We start from the raw sequence: 21,461 nt of genomic DNA, 5'->3' as shown, positions 1-21,461 counted from the left end.
GCGAGTATGGACCTTTCAATCGCCGGCATCCTGCTGCTCGACGGCAGCAGCAATGGCGCTGTCTATGCGCTGCTGGCACTGGCCATCGTGCTGGTCTTCGCGGTCACGCGCGTGATCCTCGTCCCACAAGGCGAATTCGCCGCTTACGGTGCGTTGACACTCGCCATGCTGCAGGCCGGCCGCGTTCCCGGCACGGTCTATCTGCTGGCGCTGCTGGCGCTTTTGGTGGCGGTCCTCGACGCGGTGGAGGCGCTGCGTCAGGGGCGGGGCGCGGGCCGGGCGGTGGCCGCTTTCTTCAAGCCGCTGATCTGGCCCGCACCGCTCGTGTTGCTGAGCCTGTGGGCCGCGCCGCGCCAGATGCCGCTGATGCTGCAAAGCCTGTTGGCGCTTGCCATCGTCACGCCGCTCGGTCCCCTGCTGTACCGCGTGGCGTTCCAGAAGCTGGCGGATGCGAGCGTGCTGGTGCTGCTGATCGTGGCGGTCGGCGTGCACTTCGTCATGACCGGCCTGGGGCTGGCCTTCTTCGGTGCCGAAGGCTTTCGCAGCCCGAGCTTCTGGGATACCACCTTCAGCGCCGGCGGCGTCATGCTATCGGGCCAGGCCATCATCATTTTCATGGTGTCGATCGCGCTCATGCTGGGGCTGTGGCTTTTCTTCGAGCGCACGCTGCGCGGCAAGGCACTGCGCGCGACGGCGGTGAACCGGCTCGGCGCGCGGCTGATGGGTATCTCGACGGTCGACGCGGGGCGTCTGAGCTTCCTGCTTGCCGCCTTCATCGGCGCGCTGGCCGGCCTGTTGATCGCGCCGACCACGACGATGGCGTACGACTCGGGCTTCCTCATCGGACTGAAAGGCTTCGTCGCCGCCATCTTCGGCGGCCTCGCGAGCTATCCGGGCGCTGCACTGGGCGCGCTCTTTGTCGGATTGCTTGAGTCGTTCGGATCGTTCTGGGCGAGCGCTTTCAAGGAGGTGATCGTGTTCACCATGATTCTGCCCGTGCTGCTGTGGCTCAGCTTGAAGCACGGCTCCGACGAGGGTGACGAATGATCCTGCGCCGCGCTTTCCTGTTCGCGTTCGTGCTGGTGCTGGCGCTGCTTCCGCTCTTGCCGGTGTCCGAATTCTGGATCACGCAGGCCAATTACATCGGCCTGTACAGCCTGGTCGTGATCGGCCTCGTGCTATTGACTGGCGTGGCGGGCCTGATCTCGTTCGGCCAGTCGGCTTTTGTCGGCATCGGCGCCTACACCACGGCATACCTCGCCATCAAGTTCGGCGTGTCGCCTTGGCTCACGCTGCTGGCGGGGCTTGCCATTACCGCGGTAGCAGCGCTGGTGCTGGGCTGGGTCACGCTGCGCATGTCGGGCCATTACCTGGCGCTTGCCACCATTGCCTGGTGCCTCGCCCTGTACTACCTGCTGGGCAACCTGGAGCCGCTGGGCAAGTTCGACGGACTCACCGGCGTGCCCTCGCTGCGGTTGTTCGGCTTTTCTCTGGACAACCGGAGGCACTTCTTCTATCTGGTGTGGCTGCTGGTGATTGCCGCCGCGCTGATGGCCAGCTACCTGCTCGATTCACGCATGGGCCGCGCGCTGCGCGCGGTGCGCAGCGGCACGGTCATGGCCGAAGCCATGGGCGTCAACACCTTTCGCATCAAGGTGATCGCCTTCATCCTGGCGGCGCTGCTGGCGAGCGTCTCGGGCTGGCTGTACGCACACTTCCAGAGCACGGTAAACCCGTCACCGTTCGGACTCAACATGGGCATCGAGTACCTGTTCATGGCCGTGATCGGCGGCGCCGGATACATTTGGGGCGCATTGGTCGGCGCCGGCGTGATGCCCGTGCTCCACGACCAGTTGCAGACATGGATGCCACGGTTGCTCGGTGTGACGGGCAACTACGAGATCGTGGTCTTCGGCGTCGTGCTGGTGCTGGTGCTGCGCTACGCACGCGACGGCCTGTGGGCGACGGTCGAGGCGCGCCTGCCGCGCGTGCGCCGGCGCACCGACTGGGCCGATGCCAGGCCGCTGGCCGAACGCGCGCGCCCCGCACACGGTGAAGTGGTGCTGGACGCACGCGCGCTGCGCAAGACTTTTGGCGGGCTGGTCGCCGTCAACGACGTAGACCTGCAAGTGCGGGCGGGCGAGATCCTCGGCCTGATCGGTCCCAACGGGGCGGGTAAATCCACCACCTTCAACCTGCTGACGGGCGTGCTGGGCGTGACGAGTGGCGAAATCACCCTGCGCGGCGAATCGATCCGCGGCATGCGCTCGCGCGAGATCGCCCGCCGCGGCGTGGCCCGCACCTTCCAGCACGTCAAGATGCTGGCGGACATGACGGTGCTGGAAAACGTGGCGCTCGGCGCGCACTTGCGCGGCAGCGCCGGCACGATGCGTGCCTTGCTGCGGCTGGACCGCGCCGAGGAACGCCGCCTGTTCCGCGAAGCCGAATCGCAACTCAGGCGGATCGGTATTGCCGACCTCATGCACGAGCAGGCCGGCAACCTGTCGATGGGTACCCAGCGCTTGATGGAAATCGCGCGCGCCCTGTGCGCGGACCCCACGCTGCTGCTGCTCGACGAGCCCGCGGCCGGGCTGCGGCACAAGGAAAAACAGGCCCTGGCGGGCGTGCTTCGCCAGTTGCGCAGCGAGGGCTTGAGCATCCTGCTGGTCGAGCACGACATGGACCTGGTGATGGACGTCACCGACCGCATCGTGGTGATGGAGTTCGGCACCAAGCTGACAGAAGGTACCCCTGCCGAAGTGCAGGCAAATTCGGCCGTTCGCACGGCCTATCTGGGCAACTGAAGATGAGCGTGACCACCCCCGCAGCCACCACCGCGGCCTCGCGCCCCGACGTGCTCCGCGTCACCGGCCTGCACTGCGGCTACGGCCACGCCGAGGTGCTGCATGGCCTGAGTCTGCATGTCGAAGCGGGGCGTGTCGTTACCGTCATCGGCCCCAATGGCGCGGGCAAGTCCACCCTGCTGAACGCGCTGATGGGGGTGCTGCCGATACGCGGCGAGATCGTCCACCGCGGCGAGTCGATCAGCACCCTGACGCTCGAAGAGCGCGTGTTGCGCGGCATTGCGCTCGTGCCCGAGACACGCGCCCTCTTCGGCACCATGTCGGTGCAAGACAATCTGCGGCTCGGCGCCTACCGTCATCGCGGCCGCGGGCGCGGCACTGCGGACGACGCGCTCGAAGAAGTCTATGCGCTCTTCCCGCGCCTGAAGGAGCGCCAGGCGCAACTCGCGGGCACCCTTTCGGGCGGCGAGCGCCAGATGCTCGCATTGGGCCGCGCACTGATGTCCAAACCCGAATTGCTGATGCTCGATGAACCCAGCCTCGGCCTGGCGCCGCTGGTGGTGCAGGAAATGTTCCGCACCATCGACAGCCTTCGCGCCACCGGCGTGTCCCTGCTGCTGGTGGAACAGAACGCCCGTGCGGCGCTCGCGGTGGCCGATTACGGCTACGTGCTCGAGATGGGCGAGATCGTGCTCGAAGGGCCGGCCGCCGGGCTGGCCGGCGATCCGCGCGTGATCGAAACCTACCTTGGCTCGGCGGCGGCGCGATGACCGCCGCGCCAGGCACTTATTGCCAATTCTGGCAACACCTGCGCGACCAGGGTGGCGGGCAGGCGGACAAGGGCATTGGCCCACAACCACCCAACGTGTTTTATTCCAAAGGAGCCTTCATGAAATCGATCCACAAGCTCGCCGCCGTTGCGGTGGCCATGGCCTTTACCCTGAACGCGCAGGCGGACATCAACATCGGGGTGATGGTCTCGACCACCGGCCCGGGCGCGACGCTCGGCATCCCGGAGCAGAACACGGTCAAGCTATGGCCGACCGAAATCGCCGGCCAGAAGTTGAATGTGACCGTGCTGAACGACGCGTCGGACACAACGACGGCGGCCAAGAACGCGACCAAGCTGATATCGGAAGACAACGTTGACGTGATCGTCGGCCCCTCGCTCACGCCAACCTCGCTGGCCGCGCTCGACGTTGCAGCCAAGGCCAAGACGCCGATGATCTCGCTGGCGGGTGGCGATTCGATCATCTACCCGCAGGACGGTCCGCGCCACTGGGCTTTCCGCATGGCGGCGCCCGCTGCGGTCGCCGTCAACTTTGCGCTCGACGACATGCTCTCGAAGGGTGTGAAGAAGGTGGGCGTGATCGCGCTCGCCACCAGCTTCGGCGAGGACTACACCAAGGCACTCGAAAAGGCCGCACCTGCCAAGGGCATCCATGTGGTCGCCGTCGAGCGCTACAACCAGACCGACACTTCGGTGACGTCACAGACACTGCGGCTGCTGGCGGCACAGCCCGATGCTGTGTACGTCATGAGTTCCGGCACCCCCGGCGCACTACCGCCGATCGAGCTCTCCAAGCGCGGCTTCAAGGGTCCGGTGTACCAGACCCAGGGCGTGGCCAATGCCGACTACCTGCGCGTGGGTGGCAAGGGGGTCGAGGGCAACTACATGACGGTCGGCCCGGTCCTGGTGGCCGAGCAGATGCCTGACTCCTCGATACTGAAAAAGCCGGCCCTCGAGTACGTCAAGCGCTACGAGACCGTCTACGGCCCCGGCTCACGCTCCCTCTTCGGCGCCTCGGCCTGGACCGCGGTGGAGTGGCTCGAAGCGGCAGTGCCGCAGGCCCTCAAGAAAGCCAAACCCGGAACGCCGGAGTTCCGCGCCGCGCTGCGCGATGCACTGGAGTCGATGAAAGACATCGTCACGCCCGAGGCCGTCTTCACGATGAGCCCCACCAACCACAATGGTGCCGACCAGCGTTCGCAGGTGCTTGTGCGCGTCGTGGACGGCGCCTGGAAACTGCAGAAGTAAAGTCGCCGCCAGTCAGGTCGCCACGCCGGCCTGCTGGCCGAGCGCATCGAGAAACATGCGGACCTTGGCCGGCATGAGCCGCTTGCCCGGGAGCAGCGCATAGACACGCAGCGGCGCACAGGTGTAGTCGGGCAGGAGGCGGCGCAATCGCCCTTCGCGCACAGCTTGTGCGCAGAAGGTGGCGGTGATGCGCGCCACCCCGAGCCCGGCCGCTGCCGCCTGCAGACGCACGTCGGCATTGCCGCTGTTCAGGCGCGGTAGCGGCATCGGCACGATGCTCGTCGCTCCGTCTGCTGCGGTAAAGGTCCATTTGGTGTCGGCTGAACCACACAGCAGCGGCAACACGGCCAGCTCCTGCGGCGTCGCAGGTTCGCCATGTCGCGCGAGCAATTCTGGCGACGCAAATACACCGCGCTCGAGCGAGAACATGCGGCGCTGGACCATGCTGGATGCCGGCAGCCCGGCGTCCAGCATGGCAAAGGCGATGTCGTAGCGGCGCTCCAGCGGATTGATCGCCTCGTGTTCCACATCGATGCGCACTTTCAGTTGCGGGTAGCGCGCCATCAGGCTGCACGCTACCGGCCCCAGGTGGTGGGCACCGAATTCGTAAGGCGATGCGATGCGCAGCGTGCCGGCCACCACCTCGCCCTGCGCCAGCGCATCGGTGCGCGCCTCGCGCAGCCCGGCGAACAGCGGGCCGATGCCGTGATACAGCGTTTCCCCGGCCTCGGTCAGCCGCACCTGGCGCGTGGTGCGCTCGAGCAGCCGGGCGCCCAGCTCCGCTTCGAGCCGCGCGATGGAGGCACTCACCGTGGATTTGGGCCGGTCCATGGCGCGCGCCGCGGCGGAAAATCCGCCATGTTCGATGACGTGGCAGAACACGTCGTAGTCGTCCCAGTTCATCCGGCTTATTGTCCAGGAATCCGAACAGTGTGTTCGGCCCAAGGTGATTTATCGCGAGCCACCACAGGACTAAGCTCAGCCTTGCCCCTTTCACGACATCGCCGGCACGCTGCCAAGACCTGCGAGCAAGGGCGTTTTTAACTGGAGCGCTGCGGCGCGCAATGGAGACATGAAATGCAGACAGACACCTCTGAAGTTTTCCTGAAGAACTGCTGGTACATGGCAGCGTGGGCTCACGAGCTGGTCGATCACAAACTTTTGGGGCGCACCTACCTCAACGAGCCGGTCCTGATCTTCCGCGGCCAGAGCGGCCAGGTGGTGGCGATGGAAGATCGCTGCTGTCACCGCGGCGCGGCGTTGTCGCACGGACGCATGGAAGGCGACTGCATCCGCTGCATGTACCACGGGCTGAAGTTCGACCCGACCGGCAAGTGTGTCGAAATCCCGGGGCAGGAACGGATACCACCCGATATGGCCGTAAAAACCTATCCGGTCGTTGCCGATGGCGCCATGATCTGGATCTGGATGGGCGACCCGAGCCTCGCCGATCGATCGAAAATTCCACAGCTCTGGTACATGCACGATCCCAAGTGGCGCGGGATCCCCGGGTATCTGCATTACGATGCGAATTACCTGCTGATTGCCGACAACCTGTGCGACATCACCCACATGGCGTGGGTACATACCAACACCCTTTGTGGATCGGAAGCCTACGCGTTCGAGTCGTCCGAAGGCGGGTCGTTCGAGCGCCTGGACAACGGCTTCCGCCACACGCGGTGGGACATGAACCGCAAGCCGCCGCCATTCGTCATCAAGGTGTCCAACGACAAGCCGGTCGATCGCTGGAATGCTGTCGAAATGCTGGTTCCGGGTATCTTCTCGATGGAGAGCGGCTTCGCACCACAGGGTCAAGGCGCGGAAAAGGGCAACAAGGAAGGTGCGGTGGTGTTCCAGGACTGCCAGTTCATGACGCCGGAAACTCATCGAACGACCCATTTCTTCTTCGACTACCTCGGCTCCCACGACAGCGCAAACAACGACGTGACGCTGTCGTTGTACAACAGCCTGATGGAAGGGTTTGACGAAGACAAAGGCATCATCGAACACCAACAGGTCGTGCTCGACGCTGATCCGAACTTCAAGCTTCGTGCGATTGCACGCGACAAAGGGCTGGCCCACTTCCGGTGGGTCCTCGAGCAACGCATCAAAGAGGAGCAGGCAGCAGCAGCACCGCGACCACGCGCGGCCGTGGCTGCGGTGTAAACGCATGACAGCACAGGGGAGCCTCGGGCCGGGAACCTTGAAGGTTGTCGTCAGCAATTACCGCGCCGAAGCCAAGGACGTTGTCGTACTGGACTTGCGGCGCCCCGACGGGGCGCCGCTGCCGCCGTTCGAGCCCGGCGCACATATTGTTGTGACGCTTCCAAACCGCTTGGAGCGGCAGTACTCGCTGGTCAACAACTGCCGTGAGCGCGATCGTTACGTGATCGGCGTGTTGCGTGAGGCGCCGGGCCACGGCAGCGGCGGCTCCGAGTACGTCCACCAGGCACTCGCGACGGGTTCCGAGCTGACCATTTCCGAGCCGCAAAACAACTTTCGCCTCGAACCTGATGCGACGGCCTACCGGTTCATCGCGGGTGGCATCGGTGTGACGCCGATCGTGTCGATGGTGCAATGGTGTATCGAGAATCAACGCGCCTGGCGGCTGATCTATGCCGTTCGCAACCGTTGCCGCACAGCGTTCTACGAGTACCTCACCCAGATTGGGGGCGACCACGTCGTCTGGCACTTTGACGACGAGGCGGGAACGCATCTTGATGTGCAGCGCGCCCTGGATGGGCTGACGCCCGGGGAGCTGGTGTACTGTTGCGGGCCGCGACCGTTGATGAGCAGCGTGCGCGAGCAGCTCGGCGCGCGCTCAGACAGCGGGCGTTTCGAGTCGTTCGTGAAGCGTCAGAGAGAGCCCGCCGAGCCTGCTGCGGTCGCCGCGGCGCAGGACCAGGCGTTTACGGTCACCCTGCGACAGACTGGCGTGTCCTTGCCCGTACCACCGGACAGGAGCATCCTGGAGGTCCTCGAGGCAAATGGAGTCAGCGTCCCGTTTTCGTGCCGGGAAGGCGAGTGCGGTACCTGTATCACGAGGGTGTGCGGGGGCGTTCCGGAGCATCGTGACTATGTTCTCACGGATGCCGAGCGGGCTTGCAGCAAGATGATGTGCGTGTGTGTGTCACGGTCGTTGACTCCGGACCTGGTGCTGGATCTGTAGCCACGAATCGACCCGAATCCGCAGGCAGGTGCGCGGCGACCGCTACACTGCCGCGATGACTTCGTCCCCTGCTTGCGCCATGATCCTCGCCGCCGGTCGCGGCGAGCGCATGCGGCCGCTGACCGACACGTGCCCGAAACCACTCTTGAGGGTGCGCGGCAAGCCGCTGATGCAGTGGCCGATGGAAGCGCTGGGGCGCGGCGGCTTTGACCGGCTGGTGGTCAACACGGCCTGGCTGGGCGAGCAGATTGAGCATGAATTCGGCCTGCAGCCCTTACTGAATCTACGCAGTGCGCTATCAATTTCATACTCACACGAAGGCCGCGACTTTGGCGGTGCACTCGAGACGGCGGGCGGCATCGTGCGCGCGTTGCCGCTGCTCGCCGATGTGTTCTGGGTACTGGCCGGCGATGTTTTCGCGCCCGGTTTCGCGTTCACGCAGGCCGCGTTCGAGCGCTTTGGCGCCAGCGGCAAGCTGGCCCACCTGTGGCTGGTGCCGAATCCGGCGCACAACCTCAAGGGCGATTTCGGGCTCTCGCCGCAGGGGCTGGCGTTGAACCATGCCGATGTGAAATACACCTTCAGCACCATCGCCCTGTACCGCCGGGCGCTGTTCGAGCCGCCATATTGCGACGTGCCCAACGGCAACCCGCACGGCGTCAAGACCCCGCTGGCACCCCTGTTGCGCGCCGCGATGGACAATGGACACGTCAGCGCCGAGCTGTACCTGGGGGCCTGGACCGATGTCGGCACGCCCGCACGCCTGGCGCAACTCAACACCACCGACTAAAAGCACCATGACCACTTCGATCTACGCCCAGCGCCGCGCCCGCGTCGCCCAGCAACTCGGTGCCGGCGGCATTGCCATCGTGCCGACCGCGCCCGAGCGCCAGCGCAACCGCGACAACGATTTCCTGTACCGCTTCGACAGCTATTTCCACTACCTGAGCGGCTTCACCGAGCCGAGCGCCTGGCTGGTGATCACGGGCGACGGCCGCAGCACGCTGTTTTGCGCGCCAAAAGACCTGGAGCGCGAAATCTGGGACGGCTACCGGCTCGGGCCGGCTGCGGCCCCCGAAGTGCTTGGCGTGGATGCTGCGTTTTCCGTAGCGGAGCTGGATGCGCAATTGCCCAGGCTGCTGGAAAACCGCAGCACCGTGTGGTACCCGTTCGCCACGCATCCCGGGCTGGAGTCGCGCATCGACGGCTGGCTCAATAGCGTGCGGGCACGCGTGCGCTACGGTGCGCTATGCCCCAGTGAGCAGCGCGACCTGTGCGGCATCGTGGACGAGATGCGGCTGGTGAAAGACGCGCACGAGCTGGCCACCATGCGCCGCGCCGGGGAGATCAGCGCGGGCGCGCACGTCCGCGCGATGCAGCTCTGCGCCCGCATGCTGCGCGAGGGCCAGCAGGTGCGCGAGTTCCACCTCGATGCCGAGCTGCTGCACGAGTTCCGGCGCCACGGCTCGCAAAGCGTGGCCTACGGCTCGATCGTGGCGGCCGGCGCGAATGCCTGCGTGCTGCACTACCGCGCCGACGCCGCGCCGGTACGTGCGGGCGACCTGGTGCTGATCGACGCCGGCTGCGAGCTCGACGGCTATGCCAGCGACATCACGCGCACCTTTCCGGCCAACGGCACCTTCACCGGGCCGCAGCGCGCGCTGTACGAGCTGGTGACGGCGAGCCAGGAGGCCGGCGCGGCTGCGACCAAGCCGGGCGCGCGCTTCAACGACCCGCACGAGGCCGCCGTGAAGGTGCTGGCGCAGGGCATGCTGGACGTGGGCCTGCTCGATGCGAACAAGGTCGGCGGCGTTCAGGATGTGATCGAAAAGCGCGCCTACTTCCCGTTCTACATGCACCGCACCAGCCACTGGCTGGGCATGGACGTGCACGACTGCGGCAGCTACGTGGAGCCCGGCGAGGTGGGACAGACCAGCGAGCGCCGCGACCCGCTGTCGGGCGAGGTGATCGTGAACCGCCCGAGCCGCATCCTGCATCCCGGCATGGTGCTGACGCTGGAGCCCGGCATCTACGTGCGCCCGGGCGAGGGCGTGCCCGAAAAATTTCACAACATCGGCATCCGCATCGAGGACGACGCGGTCGTAACCGCCAGCGGCTGCGAGCTGATCAGCCGCGGTGTGCCGGTGAAGGCCGACGAGATCGAGGCGCTGATGCGGGCCTGATTCGGCGTTGTGCAGGCGTGACGCGCGCGCACGGACCCATCGCGGGAACGTGGCGGCGCGCAGCTCCATCTAATGGGTCAGGAACAGCCCCGAGCGCGCGGGGACCCTTGAAAAATCCAACCCACTGAGGAGTTTGTCATGTCATTTTTCCTGATGCCCACCCCCGTCGCTGCGCGGCGTTTGTTTTTGGGTCGCTCCGGCGGCCTGGTTCTGTCTGGTGCTGCGATTGCCCTGCTCGCGGGCAACGACGCGCTCGCGGCCAAGCACGGCAGCGGCAAGGCCGGCGACATCCAGATTCTCAACACCGCGCTCGGCGCCGAGCTCGAAGCCATTGCCGCCTACCAGGTGGGCGCCGAGAGCAAGCTGCTGGAAAAACCCGTGCTGGACCTCGCGGTGACCTTCCAGGGCCAGCACAAGGAGCACGCGGACCTGCTCTCCAAGACCATCCAGAAACTTGGCGGCAAGGCGGCAGTTGCGAAGGACAAATACAACTTCCCGGTGGACCAGCTCAAGACGCAGGCCGACGTGCTCAAGTTCGCGGCCCAGCTGGAACAGGGTGCCGTGAGCGCCTACCTCGGCGCGGTGCCGCTGTTCGGCAACCGTGACCTCGCCAAGGCCGCGGCCAGCATCCTGGGCGACGAAGCCATGCACTGGGCGATCTTGCGCCAGGCACTGGGCCTGCCTCCAGTTCCTTCCGCCTTCATGTCATGAAGATGCGCGGGCTGGTGCTCGCCAGCCTGCTCGCGTTGGGCACGACTGCCTGCGTGGCAGCAGCGCCGGATGCGGTGCGCGGCGAGCAACTCTACACACGTTGCCTGGCCTGCCACGCGCTGGCCTATGACCGGGTCGGGCCGCGCCACTGCGGCCTGTTCGGCCGGCTCGCGGGCAGCGTGCCCGGCTTTGCCTATTCGCCGGCCATGAAGAACTCGAAAATCGTCTGGAACGAGAAGACGCTCGACCAGTTTCTGAAGAGCCCGCTCAAGATGGTGCCCGGCACCGCCATGACCTACGACGGCGTGCCTGATCCGAAGGACCGGGCGGACCTGATCGCCTATCTGAAACAGGCCACGAGCCCGGGCTCGCCGCAGTGCCCTAAAGCCAAGTAATCTTCGGGGAGGTCACTCGTGACCTTTCCTGCTTGACGCGTCCGCCCGCGTCGAACTCCTCGCGGCATCGTCGCCGCAACCCCCGCCCCGTCATCGCCTCAGCGCCTGCAACACATGCGCGCAGCAGCGGAATATTTTGCGCGCAGCATTCATCCAATGCCAGGTGAGGCCATCAATGAGCGCCATTGCGGATGCATCCCATCCCCCGTTCATTGACGCGACCCATCAGGAGATTTTCACCATGACATCCGACTGCCCCACCCACCGTGCCGGAGCCGAGACAGCAAGCGCTGTGGTGCCACATCGACCTCATCCGTCATCATCGCCTCGTCACTGGCGCCAATGGTTCGCGCTGTGCGCGGCCGCTGCCGTCACCGCACTGGTCGCAGGCTGCGGCGGCGGAGGGTCCGCACCCGTGGCGCAGGCGCCGCTGGACCCGGCGCTGGTCGCCCAGGGGCAACAGATCTTCCGCTACGACACATTCGGCGACGAGACGCAGTGGACCGACACCCTGAAGATGGACCAGGTGATCAGCGCTGCCGTCGACCCGATGACGGCCCTGTCCGTCGGCCTGAAGGTGGATTCACAGGCCTTGCCGGCGGCAGTCGTGCAGGGGATCCAGAACGGAACGGTCGATCTGAAGAGCCCGGCCACCACCATCGCACTGCTCAAGCTGAACGCGGTCGTGGGGGTGCAAGGCCAGGTCCAGACCATCAATGGCAAGGACGTGCTGACGCGCGTCGGCATTACCTGTGCCCTGTGCCATTCGACGGTCGACAATTCGTTCGCGCACGGCATCGGCAAGCGGCTCGATGGCTGGCCGAACCGCGACCTCAACCCGGGCGCCATCATTGCCCTGTCGCCAGCGCTGACGGCGCTGCAAAAGGCGGTCTACAACTCCTGGGGCCCGGGCAAGTACGACCCGCGCTACAACCAGGATGGCCAGAATGGGCCGCAGGTGATTCCGCCCGCGTTCGGGCTGGCCGGCGTGCACAGCATCACCACCACCGGCGACGGCAGCGACATCGCGTACTGGAACCGCTATGTGGGCGTCACGCAGATGGGCGGGCACGGCACCTTTGTCGATCCGCGCATCGGCACCAGGGGTGTGAGCGTGACCAACGGCACGGACGACTTGATCACGGCCAAGCTGCCGGCCTTGCAGGCATACCAGCTCAGCCTGGCCGCGCCGCCGCCGCCCGCGGGCAGCTTTGATCCGGCCGCGGCGCAGCGTGGCAAGCTGGTCTTCAACGGCGGCGGAAAATGCGCCACCTGCCACAGCGGCGCCCTGTTCACGGATGCGAATTTCCAGCTGCACCTGGTCGGAGAGGTGGTGAGCGAGCCCGAAGCCCCCGGTGTTCCGAGCTGGGCCTCGCGCAGCGCGACGAAGATGTACCGCACGGCACCGCTGGCCGGCGTCTGGCAGCACGCACCGTATTTCCACAATGGCAGCGCGCCGACGCTGGAAGCAGTGGTGCAGACCTACAACACCAGAAAGGCGCTCGGGCTGACCAGCGCCGAGGTGGCGGACCTGACCGAATACCTCAAGTCCCTGTAGCGTTGAATGACGACCGCGCGGCGGGCGAGGCTGGCCGTTCAGCCGCGGTCGTAGAACAGGCCCGCGCACAGGGCCATTCCCACCACGTACAGCAGCCAGGTCTGCGAGATTGCGTAGGGGTAGAACATCAGCGCCACGCCAAGCCATTGGGTGGCCGGGCGCTGCGTCTTTTTGCCGTAGCGCCACGCCACCAGGCCGACGAGTCCGAAAACAATGGCGCCGAAGAGGTAGGCCGGGCTGGGTAGCGTGAAGCCGAGCGACTGCATGGCGGACAGGTTGTTCGACAAGTTGTTCATGCGGTCACATTCTCGCGGCTTGTTTGAAGCGCCGCAGTTGTCGCGCAATCTCGGTAGTTCCTCTCAATGTATTGGGCAAAGGCAATCTGCCTTATCAATAAAAAACCTCTGCCATGACTCATGTGTTGATTGATTCACTCCATCGGCAACCCGTCAACCGCACAGGAGTTCAGCGTGACCGACACCAAGCGCCCCGAAATCAAGACCTTTGCCAAACTGGCTCGCGCGATGGGTGATGAAGACACCGCCCGCACCTTCGAAGTAACCGCCGAACTCGAGGGCAACACTGGAGAAAGCCCAAAGGCGCTTTGCCGCGCTGGTCAAGGTGGAAGAGCGCCACGCCAACCACTACAAGGCCCAGCAGGCCAGCGTGCTGGCCGCGCAACCGGCCACCGTGTAAACACCGCGCCACGTACAGCCTTAAAGAACCTGGGCACATTGTGTGCCGCGAGTTCATCCAATACCTGGACACGCCTGATTTGGAGAATCCATGAGCAACCCCACCAAAACCTATCTCTGCATTGTTTGCGGCTTTGTCTATGACGAAGCCACCGGCCGCCCCGAAGACGGCATCGTCGCCGGCACGCGCTGGGCCGACGTGCCCGACAGCTGGGCCTGCCCGGACTGCGGCGTGGCCAAGGCCGACTTCGAAATCGTCGAGATCTGAAGGAAGCGATGCAGCCGCTCATCATCATCGGCGCGGGTCTGGCGGGCTGGACCACCGTGCGCGAATTCCGCAAACTCGATGCCGCCACGCCAGTGATGCTGATCACGGCCGACAGCGGCGACTTCTACGCCAAGCCCTCGCTGTCCAACGCGTTCGCGCAGGGCCGCTCGCCCGCGCAACTGGTGAGCACGCCGGCCGCCAAACTGGTCGAGACGCAGAACGTGACGCTGCGGGCGCACACACGCGTACGGGCCATCGATCCGGTGCGGCGCGTCGTGACGACCTCGCACGGCAAGTTTGCCTACCGCGATCTGGTGCTGGCCACCGGCGCGCAGGCGATGCGCGTGCCACTGGCGGGCGATGCGGCCGGCAGCGTGCTGTCGGTCAACTCCTTGCAAGACTTTTCGGCGTTCCACGCCCGAGTGGTGGGCACTGATAGCTCCCAAAACCATAGTAAACACATCGTCATCTTGGGCGCCGGGCTGATTGGCTGCGAATTCGCCAATGACCTGGCGGGCGCCGGCTATCGGGTCAGCGTGGTGGACCCGGCCGAGCGGCCGCTGGCGGCGCTGCTGCCCGCGCAAGCCGGCGAGCAGTTGCAGGGTGCCCTGGCTGAGCTTGGTGTGACATGGCACTTCGGCTGCACCGTCCGGGCGGTGGACCAGAACCCCGACAAGAGCGACCCGGCGCTTCGGGTTTCATTGTCAAATGAGGTGCAAGTCCTCACCGACACAGTGCTAAGCGCTATTGGTTTGAGAGCAGACACGGCGCTGGCGCAAACCACGGGCCTGGCTTGCGAGCGCGGCATCGTGGTCGACACCGCGCTGCAGACTAGTGATCCCCACATCTACGCGCTGGGCGATGGCGCGCAGTACGCCTCGGCCGGCGGCCGAACGCTGCCCTTCGTCATGCCCATCATGAGCGCGGCCCGGGCGCTGGCTGCCACGCTGGCCGGACAGCGCACCGAGCTCGTATTCCCGCTCATGCCGGTGACCATCAAGACACCCGCGTTGCCGATCGTGGTCGCGGCCCCCGCGCCCGGCCTTGCAGGCCAATGGACCAGCAACGATCCCGGCCTGTGGCAGTTCATGGGCGCAGAGAACCGGCAGCACGGCTTTGTGCTGACCGGCCAGCACACCGCGCGGCGCGGCGAGCAGGCCCGGCTGGTTCAGGTTTAAGGCAGCGCAGCCGCGTCCAGTTCGGCGCGGGTCGGAAGGCCTTCGCTGTCGCCCAGCACCTGTACGGCGCGCGCGCCGATCCAGGCCCCGCGCCGACGGCCTGGGGCACGCTCAAGCCCTCGAGCAGCGCACTGATGACGCCGACCGCGAAACCGTCGCCGGCGCCCACGGTGTCCACCACCTTGGCCACCGCAAAGGCCGGCACATGGCCGCTGCCGGCCTCGCCGTCGAAGTAGGCGCCCGCACTGCCGAGCTTGACCACCACCAGGCTGGCGCCGCGCCGGCGGTAAAAGCGGGCAATGCCTTCGGCCGTGTCTTCGCCAGTTAAGAAACGGCCCTCCTCCAGGCCGGGCAACACCCAGTGCGCGCATGCAGCCAGGTCGTTGATGGCCTCGCGCATGCGCCCGGGCGTGGCCCACAGGGTGGGGCGCAGGTTGGGATCGAACGACACACTGCGGCCGGCGCCGCGCATCAGCTCCATGCTCTTGCGCACGAGCGGCAGCGTCTTGGCCGAAACGGCGGCAAACACGCCAGTGGCGTGCAGGTGCCGCGCCGACAGCAGCCAGGCCTCATCGATGTCATTCACGCCCATGTGGCTGGCCGCCGAGCCCTGGCGGTGATATTCCGTGGGCGGATCGCTGCCGTCCGTGACTCGGCCCTTGAGCTGAAGGCCGGTCCGCTGCGTGGCATCGCACACCACGCGCGAGCAGTCGATGCCTTCGTGCGTCATGGCCTTGATCAGGTAGCGCCCCATCATGTCCGCGCCCAGCCGGCTCGCCCAGCCGACCCGCAGGCCCAGCCGCGCCAGGCCGATGGCGACATTGGTTTCGGCGCCGGCCGTGCGCTTGTGAAACGCTCCGGCATCTTCCAGCGGCCCGGGCGTGTCGGCCACCAGCAGCAGCATGGCTTCGCCAAACGTCACGACATCCAGCGCACTTGTCCCTTGCAGGCTTTCAGTGCGCATGCTGATGCGAGCTCAGGATCTGGCCCAGGAAGTTGCGCGTGATTTCGTGCTGCGGATGGCTGAAGAACTGCTGCGGCGGCGCCTGCTCCACGATTCGGCCGTCGGCCATGAAGATCACGCGATCGGCCACGCTGCGGGCAAAGCCCATCTCGTGCGTCACGCACAGCATGGTCATGCCGTCGTCGGCCAGGCCGATCATGGTGTCCAGCACCTCCTTGACCATCTCGGGGTCGAGCGCCGAGGTGGGCTCGTCGAACAGCATGATCTTGGGCGTCATGCACAGCGCGCGCGCAATCGCCACGCGCTGCTGCTGGCCGCCCGAGAGCTGGCTCGGGTATTTTTGCGCCTGCTCGGGAATGCGCACGCGCGTGAGGTATTTCATTGCGATGGCCTCGGCATCTTGCCGGCTCAAACGGCGCGAGCGCATCGGCGCCAGCATGCAGTTCTGCAAAATGGTCAGGTGCGGAAACAGGTTGAACTGCTGGAACACCATGCCCACTTCCTGGCGCACCGAATCGACGTTGCGCCCGCCGGCGGTCAGATCGATGCCATCGACCACGATGCGGCCCTTTTGCACCGTCTCGAGCCGGTTGATGCAGCGGATCAAGGTGGATTTGCCCGAGCCCGACGGCCCGCACACCACGATGCGCTCGCCGGCCCGCACCTGCAGGTTGATGTCAGTCAGGACCTGGAAATGGCCGAACCACTTGTCCACCGCTTCGATGCGGATGATGGGCTCGGCGCCGGCCTGCGCGCCGTCGGTAATGTCGGTCATGGCATCCTCGCGCGTTTCAGGAGCCCTTCATCACCGGGAAGTCGGTGCCGAGCCACTTCTGGTACAGCTTGTTCAACTCGCCATTGGCCTTGTTGCGCTCGACAAAGTCGTTCACCGCCTTGAGCAGCTCCGTCTGCCCGGGGCGCAGCGCCACGGCCATCTCCTGCTGGCGCAGCACGAATTTTTCTTCATAGGTGTTGGCGGGCGCGCGCTTGGCGATTTGCGCAGCGACGGTGGTCGAGCAGCCGATGGCATCGACCTGCCCCGACATCAGCGCCTGCATGGCCGATGCGTCGTCATCGAAGCGGCGGATCTCGGTGCCTTCGGGCGCCACGGCCGTCAGGGCGATGTCCTGCGTGCTGGCACGCGCCACGCCCACGCGCAGGGCCTTGAGGTCGGCCGGGCTCTTGATCGGGAGCTTCTTGAGGCCATACAGCACGATGGTTGCAGCCGCGTAAGGCTTGGAAAACTGCACCTGTTTGGCACGCTCGGGCGTGATCGCGAGCGAGGCCACCAGCAGATCGACCTTGTTCGTGATCAGGAACGGAATGCGGTTCGGCCCGGTGACCGGCACCAGCTTGAGCTTGACGCCCAGGTCCTTGGCCAGCAGCCGCGCCACATCGGCGTCGTAGCCATCGGGCTGGTTGCTGCTGTTGAGCGTGCCATAGGGGGGGAAATCAACCAGCAGCCCCACCGTGAGTTCGCCCTTTTTCTTGATGTCTTCGACGGTCTGTGCGTTGGCGCAGGACAGCCACGCGGGCAGCACGGCCGTGAGGCCCAGGGCGGCTGCAGTAGTGCCGAAGTGGCGGCGGTTTTGAGCATGAATCATGGTGAAGTCTCCGTAGTTAACGTCAGTAGGATGGAAATCAGGGGATGCCAAAAAAGCGGACACTCAACGTGCAAGCGCCGCCTTGTGGCGGCGTTCCATTCGCGCAGCAAGCAGCGATAGCGGCCAGCACAGCACGAAGTAAATGGCCGCCACGACGCTGAACACGACGAGCGGCTGAAAGGTGGCATTGTTGATGATCTGGCCGGCGCGCGTGACTTCGGTGAAACCGATGATCGCGGCCAGCGACGTGCCCTTGATGATCTGCACCATGTAGCCGACGGTAGGGGCCACCGCGATGCGCAGGGCCTGCGGCAGAACCACGTCGCGCATGCGCGAGCGGTACGACAGGCTGAGTGCCTCGGCCGCTTCCCACTGACCGCGCGGAACGGCTTCGATGCAGCCGCGCCAGATCTGCCCGAGGAAGGCGCTGCTGTTGAGCACCAGCGCGGTACCCGCGGCAATCCATGGATTGATATCGAAGCCGAGCACCGGCGCGCCAAAGAAGATCAGGAACAGCTGCAGCAGCAGCGGCGTGCCCTGGAACAGCTGAATGAAGCCGGCCGACATGGCGCGCAGCAGCGCCACATCGGACGTGCGGCTGAGCGCGATGGCCAGGCCGCCGATGGCGCCGCCAATGAACGCGATGACCGACAGCGCCAGCGTCCAGCGGGCGGCTTCGAGGATGAACAGGAATTCGGGGGTGCCGAAGGTGCGCATGGTGTGAGGGTTACCGGCGGTCGGGGTAGCTCAGCCCCCACTGGTAGACCAGCTTGAACAGGGCGGAAAAGGACAGCGCCAGCACCAGGTAGATGACGGTTACCACGATGTAGATCTCGAAGCTGCGGAAGGTCTGCGACTGCAGGTTGGCCGCCACCGATGTCAGGTCGTCGGCGGAGATCACCGAGACCACGGCCGAGCTCAACATCAGCAGGATGAACTGGCTGGTCAGCGCCGGGAAAATGGCCTTCAGCGCGGGCTTGAGGATGACGAAGCGGAAGATCTCGTGGCGCTTGAGGTTGAGCGCCAGCGCGGCTTCGATCTGGCCCTTTGGGATCGATTCGATGCCGGCGCGGATGATCTCGGTGGCGTAAGCGCCCAGATTGACCACCATCGCCGTCAGCGCCGCCGTGTGCGCCGACCAGCGCAAGCCGATGGCCGGCAACGCAAAGAAGAAGAAAAACAACTGCACCAGGAAGGGCGTGTTGCGGATCACCTCGATGTAGGTGTTGATGACCCAGCGCAGCGCGCGCGGCCCCGCCGTCTTGCCCCAGGCACAAGCGATCGCGACCGCCAGGCCGCCCAGCATCGCCAGGACGGACAACTGGATCGTGATCCACGTGCCCTTGAGCAGTAGCGGCCAGGCGGCAAAGACCGCGCCGAATTGAAATGTGTAGTTCACGATTGAAACGGGTTTTGGCAATGGTAGCGCCTGTGGCGCCGGCGTCCCGTTTTGCGGCGGATTTCCGTGCCGGGGCGCTGCATAGCGCGGTCTACAATGAACCTCCCTTACAGAAGCCGACGGAGACACCGTATGCCCAGCACCCCGGTCAACACCGACGAACACCGCGCCGAAATGCGCAGCGCTGCGCTCGAATACCACGAGTTTCCAACCCCCGGCAAGATCGCCATTGCCGCCACCAAGCAGTTGTTGAACCAGCACGACCTGGGGCTGGCCTATACGCCCGGCGTGGCCGCACCCTGCGAGGAAATTGTCAAGGACCCGAACACGGCTTTCAAGTACACCAGCCGCGGCAACCTGGTCGCGGTCGTGACCAACGGCACGGCGGTGCTGGGTCTGGGCGACATCGGCCCGCTGGCGGCCAAACCCGTGATGGAGGGCAAGGCGGTCCTGTTCAAGAAGTTTGCCGGCATCGACGTGTTCGACATCGAGATCAACGAAAAGCACGACCTGGACAAGCTGGTCGACATCATTGCCTCGCTGGAGCCGACCTTCGGCGGCATCAATCTGGAAGACATCAAGGCGCCCGACTGCTTTTATGTGGAGCGCAAGCTGCGCGCTCGCATGAAGATCCCGGTGTTCCACGACGACCAGCACGGCACGGCGATCTGCGTCGGCGCCGCGATCCTCAACGGTCTCAAGGTGGCAGGCAAGGACCCGAAAAAGATCAAGCTGGTGACCTCGGGCGCAGGCGCGGCGGCGCTGGCCTGCCTGGGCCTGTTGCTCAAACTGGGCATTCCGCGCGAGAACATCTACGTGACCGATCTGGCGGGCGTGGTCTACGAGGGCCGCACCGAGCTGATGGACGAAGACAAGATCCAGTTTGCGCAGAAAACCACGGCACGCACGCTGGGCGAGATCATCGAAGGCGCCGATGTATTCCTGGGCCTGTCGGCGGGCGGGGTGCTCAAGCCCGAGATGGTGAAAAAAATGGCTGCGCGTCCGCTGATCCTCGCGCTGGCGAATCCGACCCCGGAAATCTCGCCCGAAGAGGCCCATGCCGCGCGCGACGACGTGATCATGGCCACGGGGCGCAGCGACTACCCGAACCAGGTCAACAACGTGCTGTGCTTCCCGTACATCTTCCGCGGCGCGCTGGACGCGGGCGCGTCGACCATTAGCGTCGAGATGGAAATTGCCGCAGTGCACGCGATTGCCGAACTGGCGCAGGCCGAGCAGAGCGAAGTGGTGGCCGCCGCTTATGCCGGCCAGCAACTGGCCTTCGGGCCGGAGTACCTGATCCCGAAGCCCTTCGACCCGCGCCTGATGATGATCATTGCGCCGGCGGTGGCGCAGGCAGCCGCCGACAGCGGCGTGGCCTTGCGCCCGATCCAGGACATGACGGCCTACCGCGACAGGCTGCAAAGCTTTGTCTACGCGTCGGGCACCACGATGAAGCCGATCTTCGCGGTCGCCAAGGCGGCCCCCAAGAAGCGCGTGGCCTACGCGGAGGGCGAGGAAGAGCGCGTACTGCGCGCGGCGCAAATCGTGGTGGACGAAGGCCTGGCGCGCCCCACGCTGATCGGCCGCCCGGCCATCATTGCCCTGCGCATCGAGAAGTTCGGCCTGCGGCTCAGGCAGGATCTGGACTACGACGTGGTCAACGTGGAACAGGACCATCGCTACCGCGACTTCTGGCAGACCTACCACCGCATGACCGAGCGCAAGGGTGTCACGGTACAGATGGCCAAGATCGAGATGCGCCGGCGCCTCACGCTGATCGGCGCCATGCTGCTCGAAAAGGGCGAGGTGGACGGCCTGATCTGCGGCACCTGGGGCACCACGCCACTGCACCTGCAGTACCTGGACCAGGTGATTGGAAAACGCGCCGGGGTCTGCACCTACGCCTGCATGAACGGGCTGCTGCTGCCCGATCGCCAGGTGTTTCTGGTGGACACCCACGTCAACTACGACCCGACGGCCGAGCAGTTGGCCGAGATCACCATGATGGCGGCCGAGGAAATGATGCGTTTTGGCATCCGTCCGAAAGCCGCCCTGCTGAGCCACTCCAACTATGGATCGAGCAATCAGCCCAGCGCGCTGAAGATGCGCCACACGCTGGACCTGCTGCGCGTGAAGGCACCCTGGCTGGAGGTGGACGGCGAAATGCATGGCGACGTTGCGCTGGACGGCAAGGCCCGCCACGCCATCATGCCCAACAGCACCCTGACCGGCAACGCCAACCTGCTGGTGCTGCCCAACATCGATGCCGCGAATATTTCCTACAACCTGCTCAAAACGGCGGCGGGCGGCAACATCGCCATCGGCCCGGTATTGCTGGGCGCCGCCAAACCTGTGCACATCCTCACGGCCAGCACCACCGTGCGGCGCATTGTCAACATGACGGCCCTGACCGTAGCGGACGCCAATGCTTCGCGATAAACTGTTTTTAGACAGCAAGCACTAACTTTTTAGCCCTAAAACGCTCTCTGCGG

The 21,461-nt window shown here is 65.4% G+C and carries 21 protein-coding genes and 1 pseudogene; 14 read left to right on the top strand and 8 right to left on the bottom strand.

Features of this window, described 5'->3' with window-relative positions; all coding sequences use genetic code 11:
- The first annotated feature begins 6 nt into the window (after positions 1–6).
- From EUB48_RS00305 to EUB48_RS00290, 4 genes are all read left to right on the top strand, one after another.
- Positions 7–1,047: a branched-chain amino acid ABC transporter permease gene (locus tag EUB48_RS00305; protein WP_142817000.1), complete on the top strand. Its 1,041-nt coding sequence runs from the start codon at positions 7–9 to the stop codon at positions 1,045–1,047.
- Positions 1,044–2,804, top strand: coding sequence for a branched-chain amino acid ABC transporter ATP-binding protein/permease (locus EUB48_RS00300; protein ID WP_142816999.1), 1,761 nt, complete (start codon positions 1,044–1,046; stop codon positions 2,802–2,804). The genes EUB48_RS00305 and EUB48_RS00300 overlap by 4 nt, the downstream gene beginning before the upstream one ends.
- A gap of 8 nt (positions 2,805–2,812) precedes the next feature.
- Positions 2,813–3,574: an ABC transporter ATP-binding protein gene (locus EUB48_RS00295; protein WP_244618284.1), complete on the top strand. Its 762-nt coding sequence runs from the start codon at positions 2,813–2,815 to the stop codon at positions 3,572–3,574.
- A 119-nt stretch (positions 3,575–3,693) separates the two neighbouring features.
- Positions 3,694–4,842, top strand: a complete 1,149-nt coding sequence (locus EUB48_RS00290) for an ABC transporter substrate-binding protein (protein WP_142816997.1) — start codon at positions 3,694–3,696, stop codon at positions 4,840–4,842.
- Positions 4,843–4,854: 12 nt separating this feature from the next.
- Here the strand turns inward: EUB48_RS00290 and EUB48_RS00285 are convergent, their stop codons facing one another.
- Complete coding sequence (locus EUB48_RS00285; protein WP_142816996.1) at positions 4,855–5,745, bottom strand: LysR family transcriptional regulator; 891 nt, start codon at positions 5,743–5,745, stop codon at positions 4,855–4,857.
- A 174-nt stretch (positions 5,746–5,919) separates the two neighbouring features.
- Here EUB48_RS00285 and EUB48_RS00280 point away from each other — a divergent pair, with 174 nt between their 5' ends.
- From EUB48_RS00280 to EUB48_RS00250, 7 genes are all read left to right on the top strand, one after another.
- Positions 5,920–7,008 carry an aromatic ring-hydroxylating oxygenase subunit alpha gene (locus tag EUB48_RS00280; RefSeq protein WP_142816995.1) on the top strand — a complete coding sequence of 363 codons (1,089 nt, stop codon included), beginning with the start codon at positions 5,920–5,922 and terminating at the stop codon, positions 7,006–7,008.
- Positions 7,009–7,045: 37 nt separating this feature from the next.
- Positions 7,046–8,011 (top strand): PDR/VanB family oxidoreductase, encoded by a 966-nt coding sequence (locus tag EUB48_RS00275; protein WP_210411674.1) that lies wholly within the window; start codon positions 7,046–7,048, stop codon positions 8,009–8,011.
- A 79-nt stretch (positions 8,012–8,090) separates the two neighbouring features.
- Positions 8,091–8,801: a nucleotidyltransferase family protein gene (locus EUB48_RS00270; protein WP_142821031.1), complete on the top strand. Its 711-nt coding sequence runs from the start codon at positions 8,091–8,093 to the stop codon at positions 8,799–8,801.
- Between the two features lie 7 nt (positions 8,802–8,808).
- Positions 8,809–10,194: an aminopeptidase P N-terminal domain-containing protein gene (locus tag EUB48_RS00265; RefSeq protein ID WP_142816993.1), complete on the top strand. Its 1,386-nt coding sequence runs from the start codon at positions 8,809–8,811 to the stop codon at positions 10,192–10,194.
- Positions 10,195–10,332: 138 nt separating this feature from the next.
- On the top strand, positions 10,333–10,905 hold the full coding sequence (locus tag EUB48_RS00260; RefSeq protein WP_142816992.1) for a ferritin-like domain-containing protein: 573 nt from the start codon (positions 10,333–10,335) through the stop codon (positions 10,903–10,905).
- Entirely contained in the window at positions 10,902–11,300 is a 399-nt protein-coding gene (locus EUB48_RS00255) for a c-type cytochrome (RefSeq protein ID WP_210411673.1), read from the top strand. The genes EUB48_RS00260 and EUB48_RS00255 overlap by 4 nt, the downstream gene beginning before the upstream one ends.
- Before the next feature lie 241 nt (positions 11,301–11,541).
- Entirely contained in the window at positions 11,542–12,858 is a 1,317-nt protein-coding gene (locus EUB48_RS00250) for a c-type cytochrome (protein ID WP_142816991.1), read from the top strand.
- Between the two features lie 38 nt (positions 12,859–12,896).
- Here EUB48_RS00250 and EUB48_RS00245 read toward each other — a convergent pair whose 3' ends face one another.
- Positions 12,897–13,154: a hypothetical protein gene (locus tag EUB48_RS00245; RefSeq protein ID WP_142816990.1), complete on the bottom strand. Its 258-nt coding sequence runs from the start codon at positions 13,152–13,154 to the stop codon at positions 12,897–12,899.
- Between the two features lie 153 nt (positions 13,155–13,307).
- Positions 13,308–13,478, bottom strand: coding sequence for a hypothetical protein (locus EUB48_RS21240; protein WP_168226675.1), 171 nt, complete (start codon positions 13,476–13,478; stop codon positions 13,308–13,310).
- A 166-nt stretch (positions 13,479–13,644) separates the two neighbouring features.
- Here EUB48_RS21240 and EUB48_RS00235 point away from each other — a divergent pair, with 166 nt between their 5' ends.
- Both EUB48_RS00235 and EUB48_RS00230 read left to right on the top strand, forming a co-directional pair.
- Entirely contained in the window at positions 13,645–13,821 is a 177-nt protein-coding gene (locus EUB48_RS00235) for a rubredoxin (RefSeq protein ID WP_142816989.1), read from the top strand.
- Between the two features lie 8 nt (positions 13,822–13,829).
- Positions 13,830–14,999, top strand: coding sequence for an FAD-dependent oxidoreductase (locus EUB48_RS00230; RefSeq protein WP_142816988.1), 1,170 nt, complete (start codon positions 13,830–13,832; stop codon positions 14,997–14,999).
- Here the strand turns inward: EUB48_RS00230 and EUB48_RS00225 are convergent.
- The 5 genes and pseudogenes from EUB48_RS00225 to EUB48_RS00205 all read right to left on the bottom strand — a co-directional run bounded on the left by EUB48_RS00225 (position 14,996) and on the right by EUB48_RS00205 (position 18,966).
- Positions 14,996–15,963, bottom strand: a pseudogene (locus tag EUB48_RS00225) (sugar kinase). The gene EUB48_RS00230 and the pseudogene EUB48_RS00225 sit on opposite strands and share 4 nt — an antisense overlap.
- Entirely contained in the window at positions 15,953–16,738 is a 786-nt protein-coding gene (locus EUB48_RS00220) for an amino acid ABC transporter ATP-binding protein (RefSeq protein ID WP_077561724.1), read from the bottom strand. Before EUB48_RS00220 ends, EUB48_RS00225 begins: the two are co-directional and overlap by 11 nt.
- A gap of 16 nt (positions 16,739–16,754) precedes the next feature.
- Complete coding sequence (locus tag EUB48_RS00215) at positions 16,755–17,567, bottom strand: transporter substrate-binding domain-containing protein (RefSeq protein WP_142816987.1); 813 nt, start codon at positions 17,565–17,567, stop codon at positions 16,755–16,757.
- A 63-nt stretch (positions 17,568–17,630) separates the two neighbouring features.
- Complete coding sequence (locus EUB48_RS00210) at positions 17,631–18,284, bottom strand: amino acid ABC transporter permease (protein WP_142816986.1); 654 nt, start codon at positions 18,282–18,284, stop codon at positions 17,631–17,633.
- A gap of 10 nt (positions 18,285–18,294) precedes the next feature.
- Positions 18,295–18,966 (bottom strand): amino acid ABC transporter permease, encoded by a 672-nt coding sequence (locus EUB48_RS00205; RefSeq protein ID WP_142816985.1) that lies wholly within the window; start codon positions 18,964–18,966, stop codon positions 18,295–18,297.
- 132 nt (positions 18,967–19,098) lie between these two features.
- Here EUB48_RS00205 and EUB48_RS00200 point away from each other — a divergent pair, with 132 nt between their 5' ends.
- Positions 19,099–21,408 (top strand): NADP-dependent malic enzyme, encoded by a 2,310-nt coding sequence (locus tag EUB48_RS00200; RefSeq protein ID WP_142816984.1) that lies wholly within the window; start codon positions 19,099–19,101, stop codon positions 21,406–21,408.
- Positions 21,409–21,461 lie beyond the last annotated feature (53 nt).

The sequence above is a fragment of the Rhodoferax sediminis genome (genome assembly GCF_006970865.1).
In the GTDB taxonomy this organism is placed as follows: Bacteria; Pseudomonadota; Gammaproteobacteria; order Burkholderiales; family Burkholderiaceae_C; genus Rhodoferax_A; species Rhodoferax_A sediminis.
The sequence above is the reverse complement of the archived record's forward strand: the minus strand, read 5'-3'. Positions and strand labels throughout refer to the sequence as shown.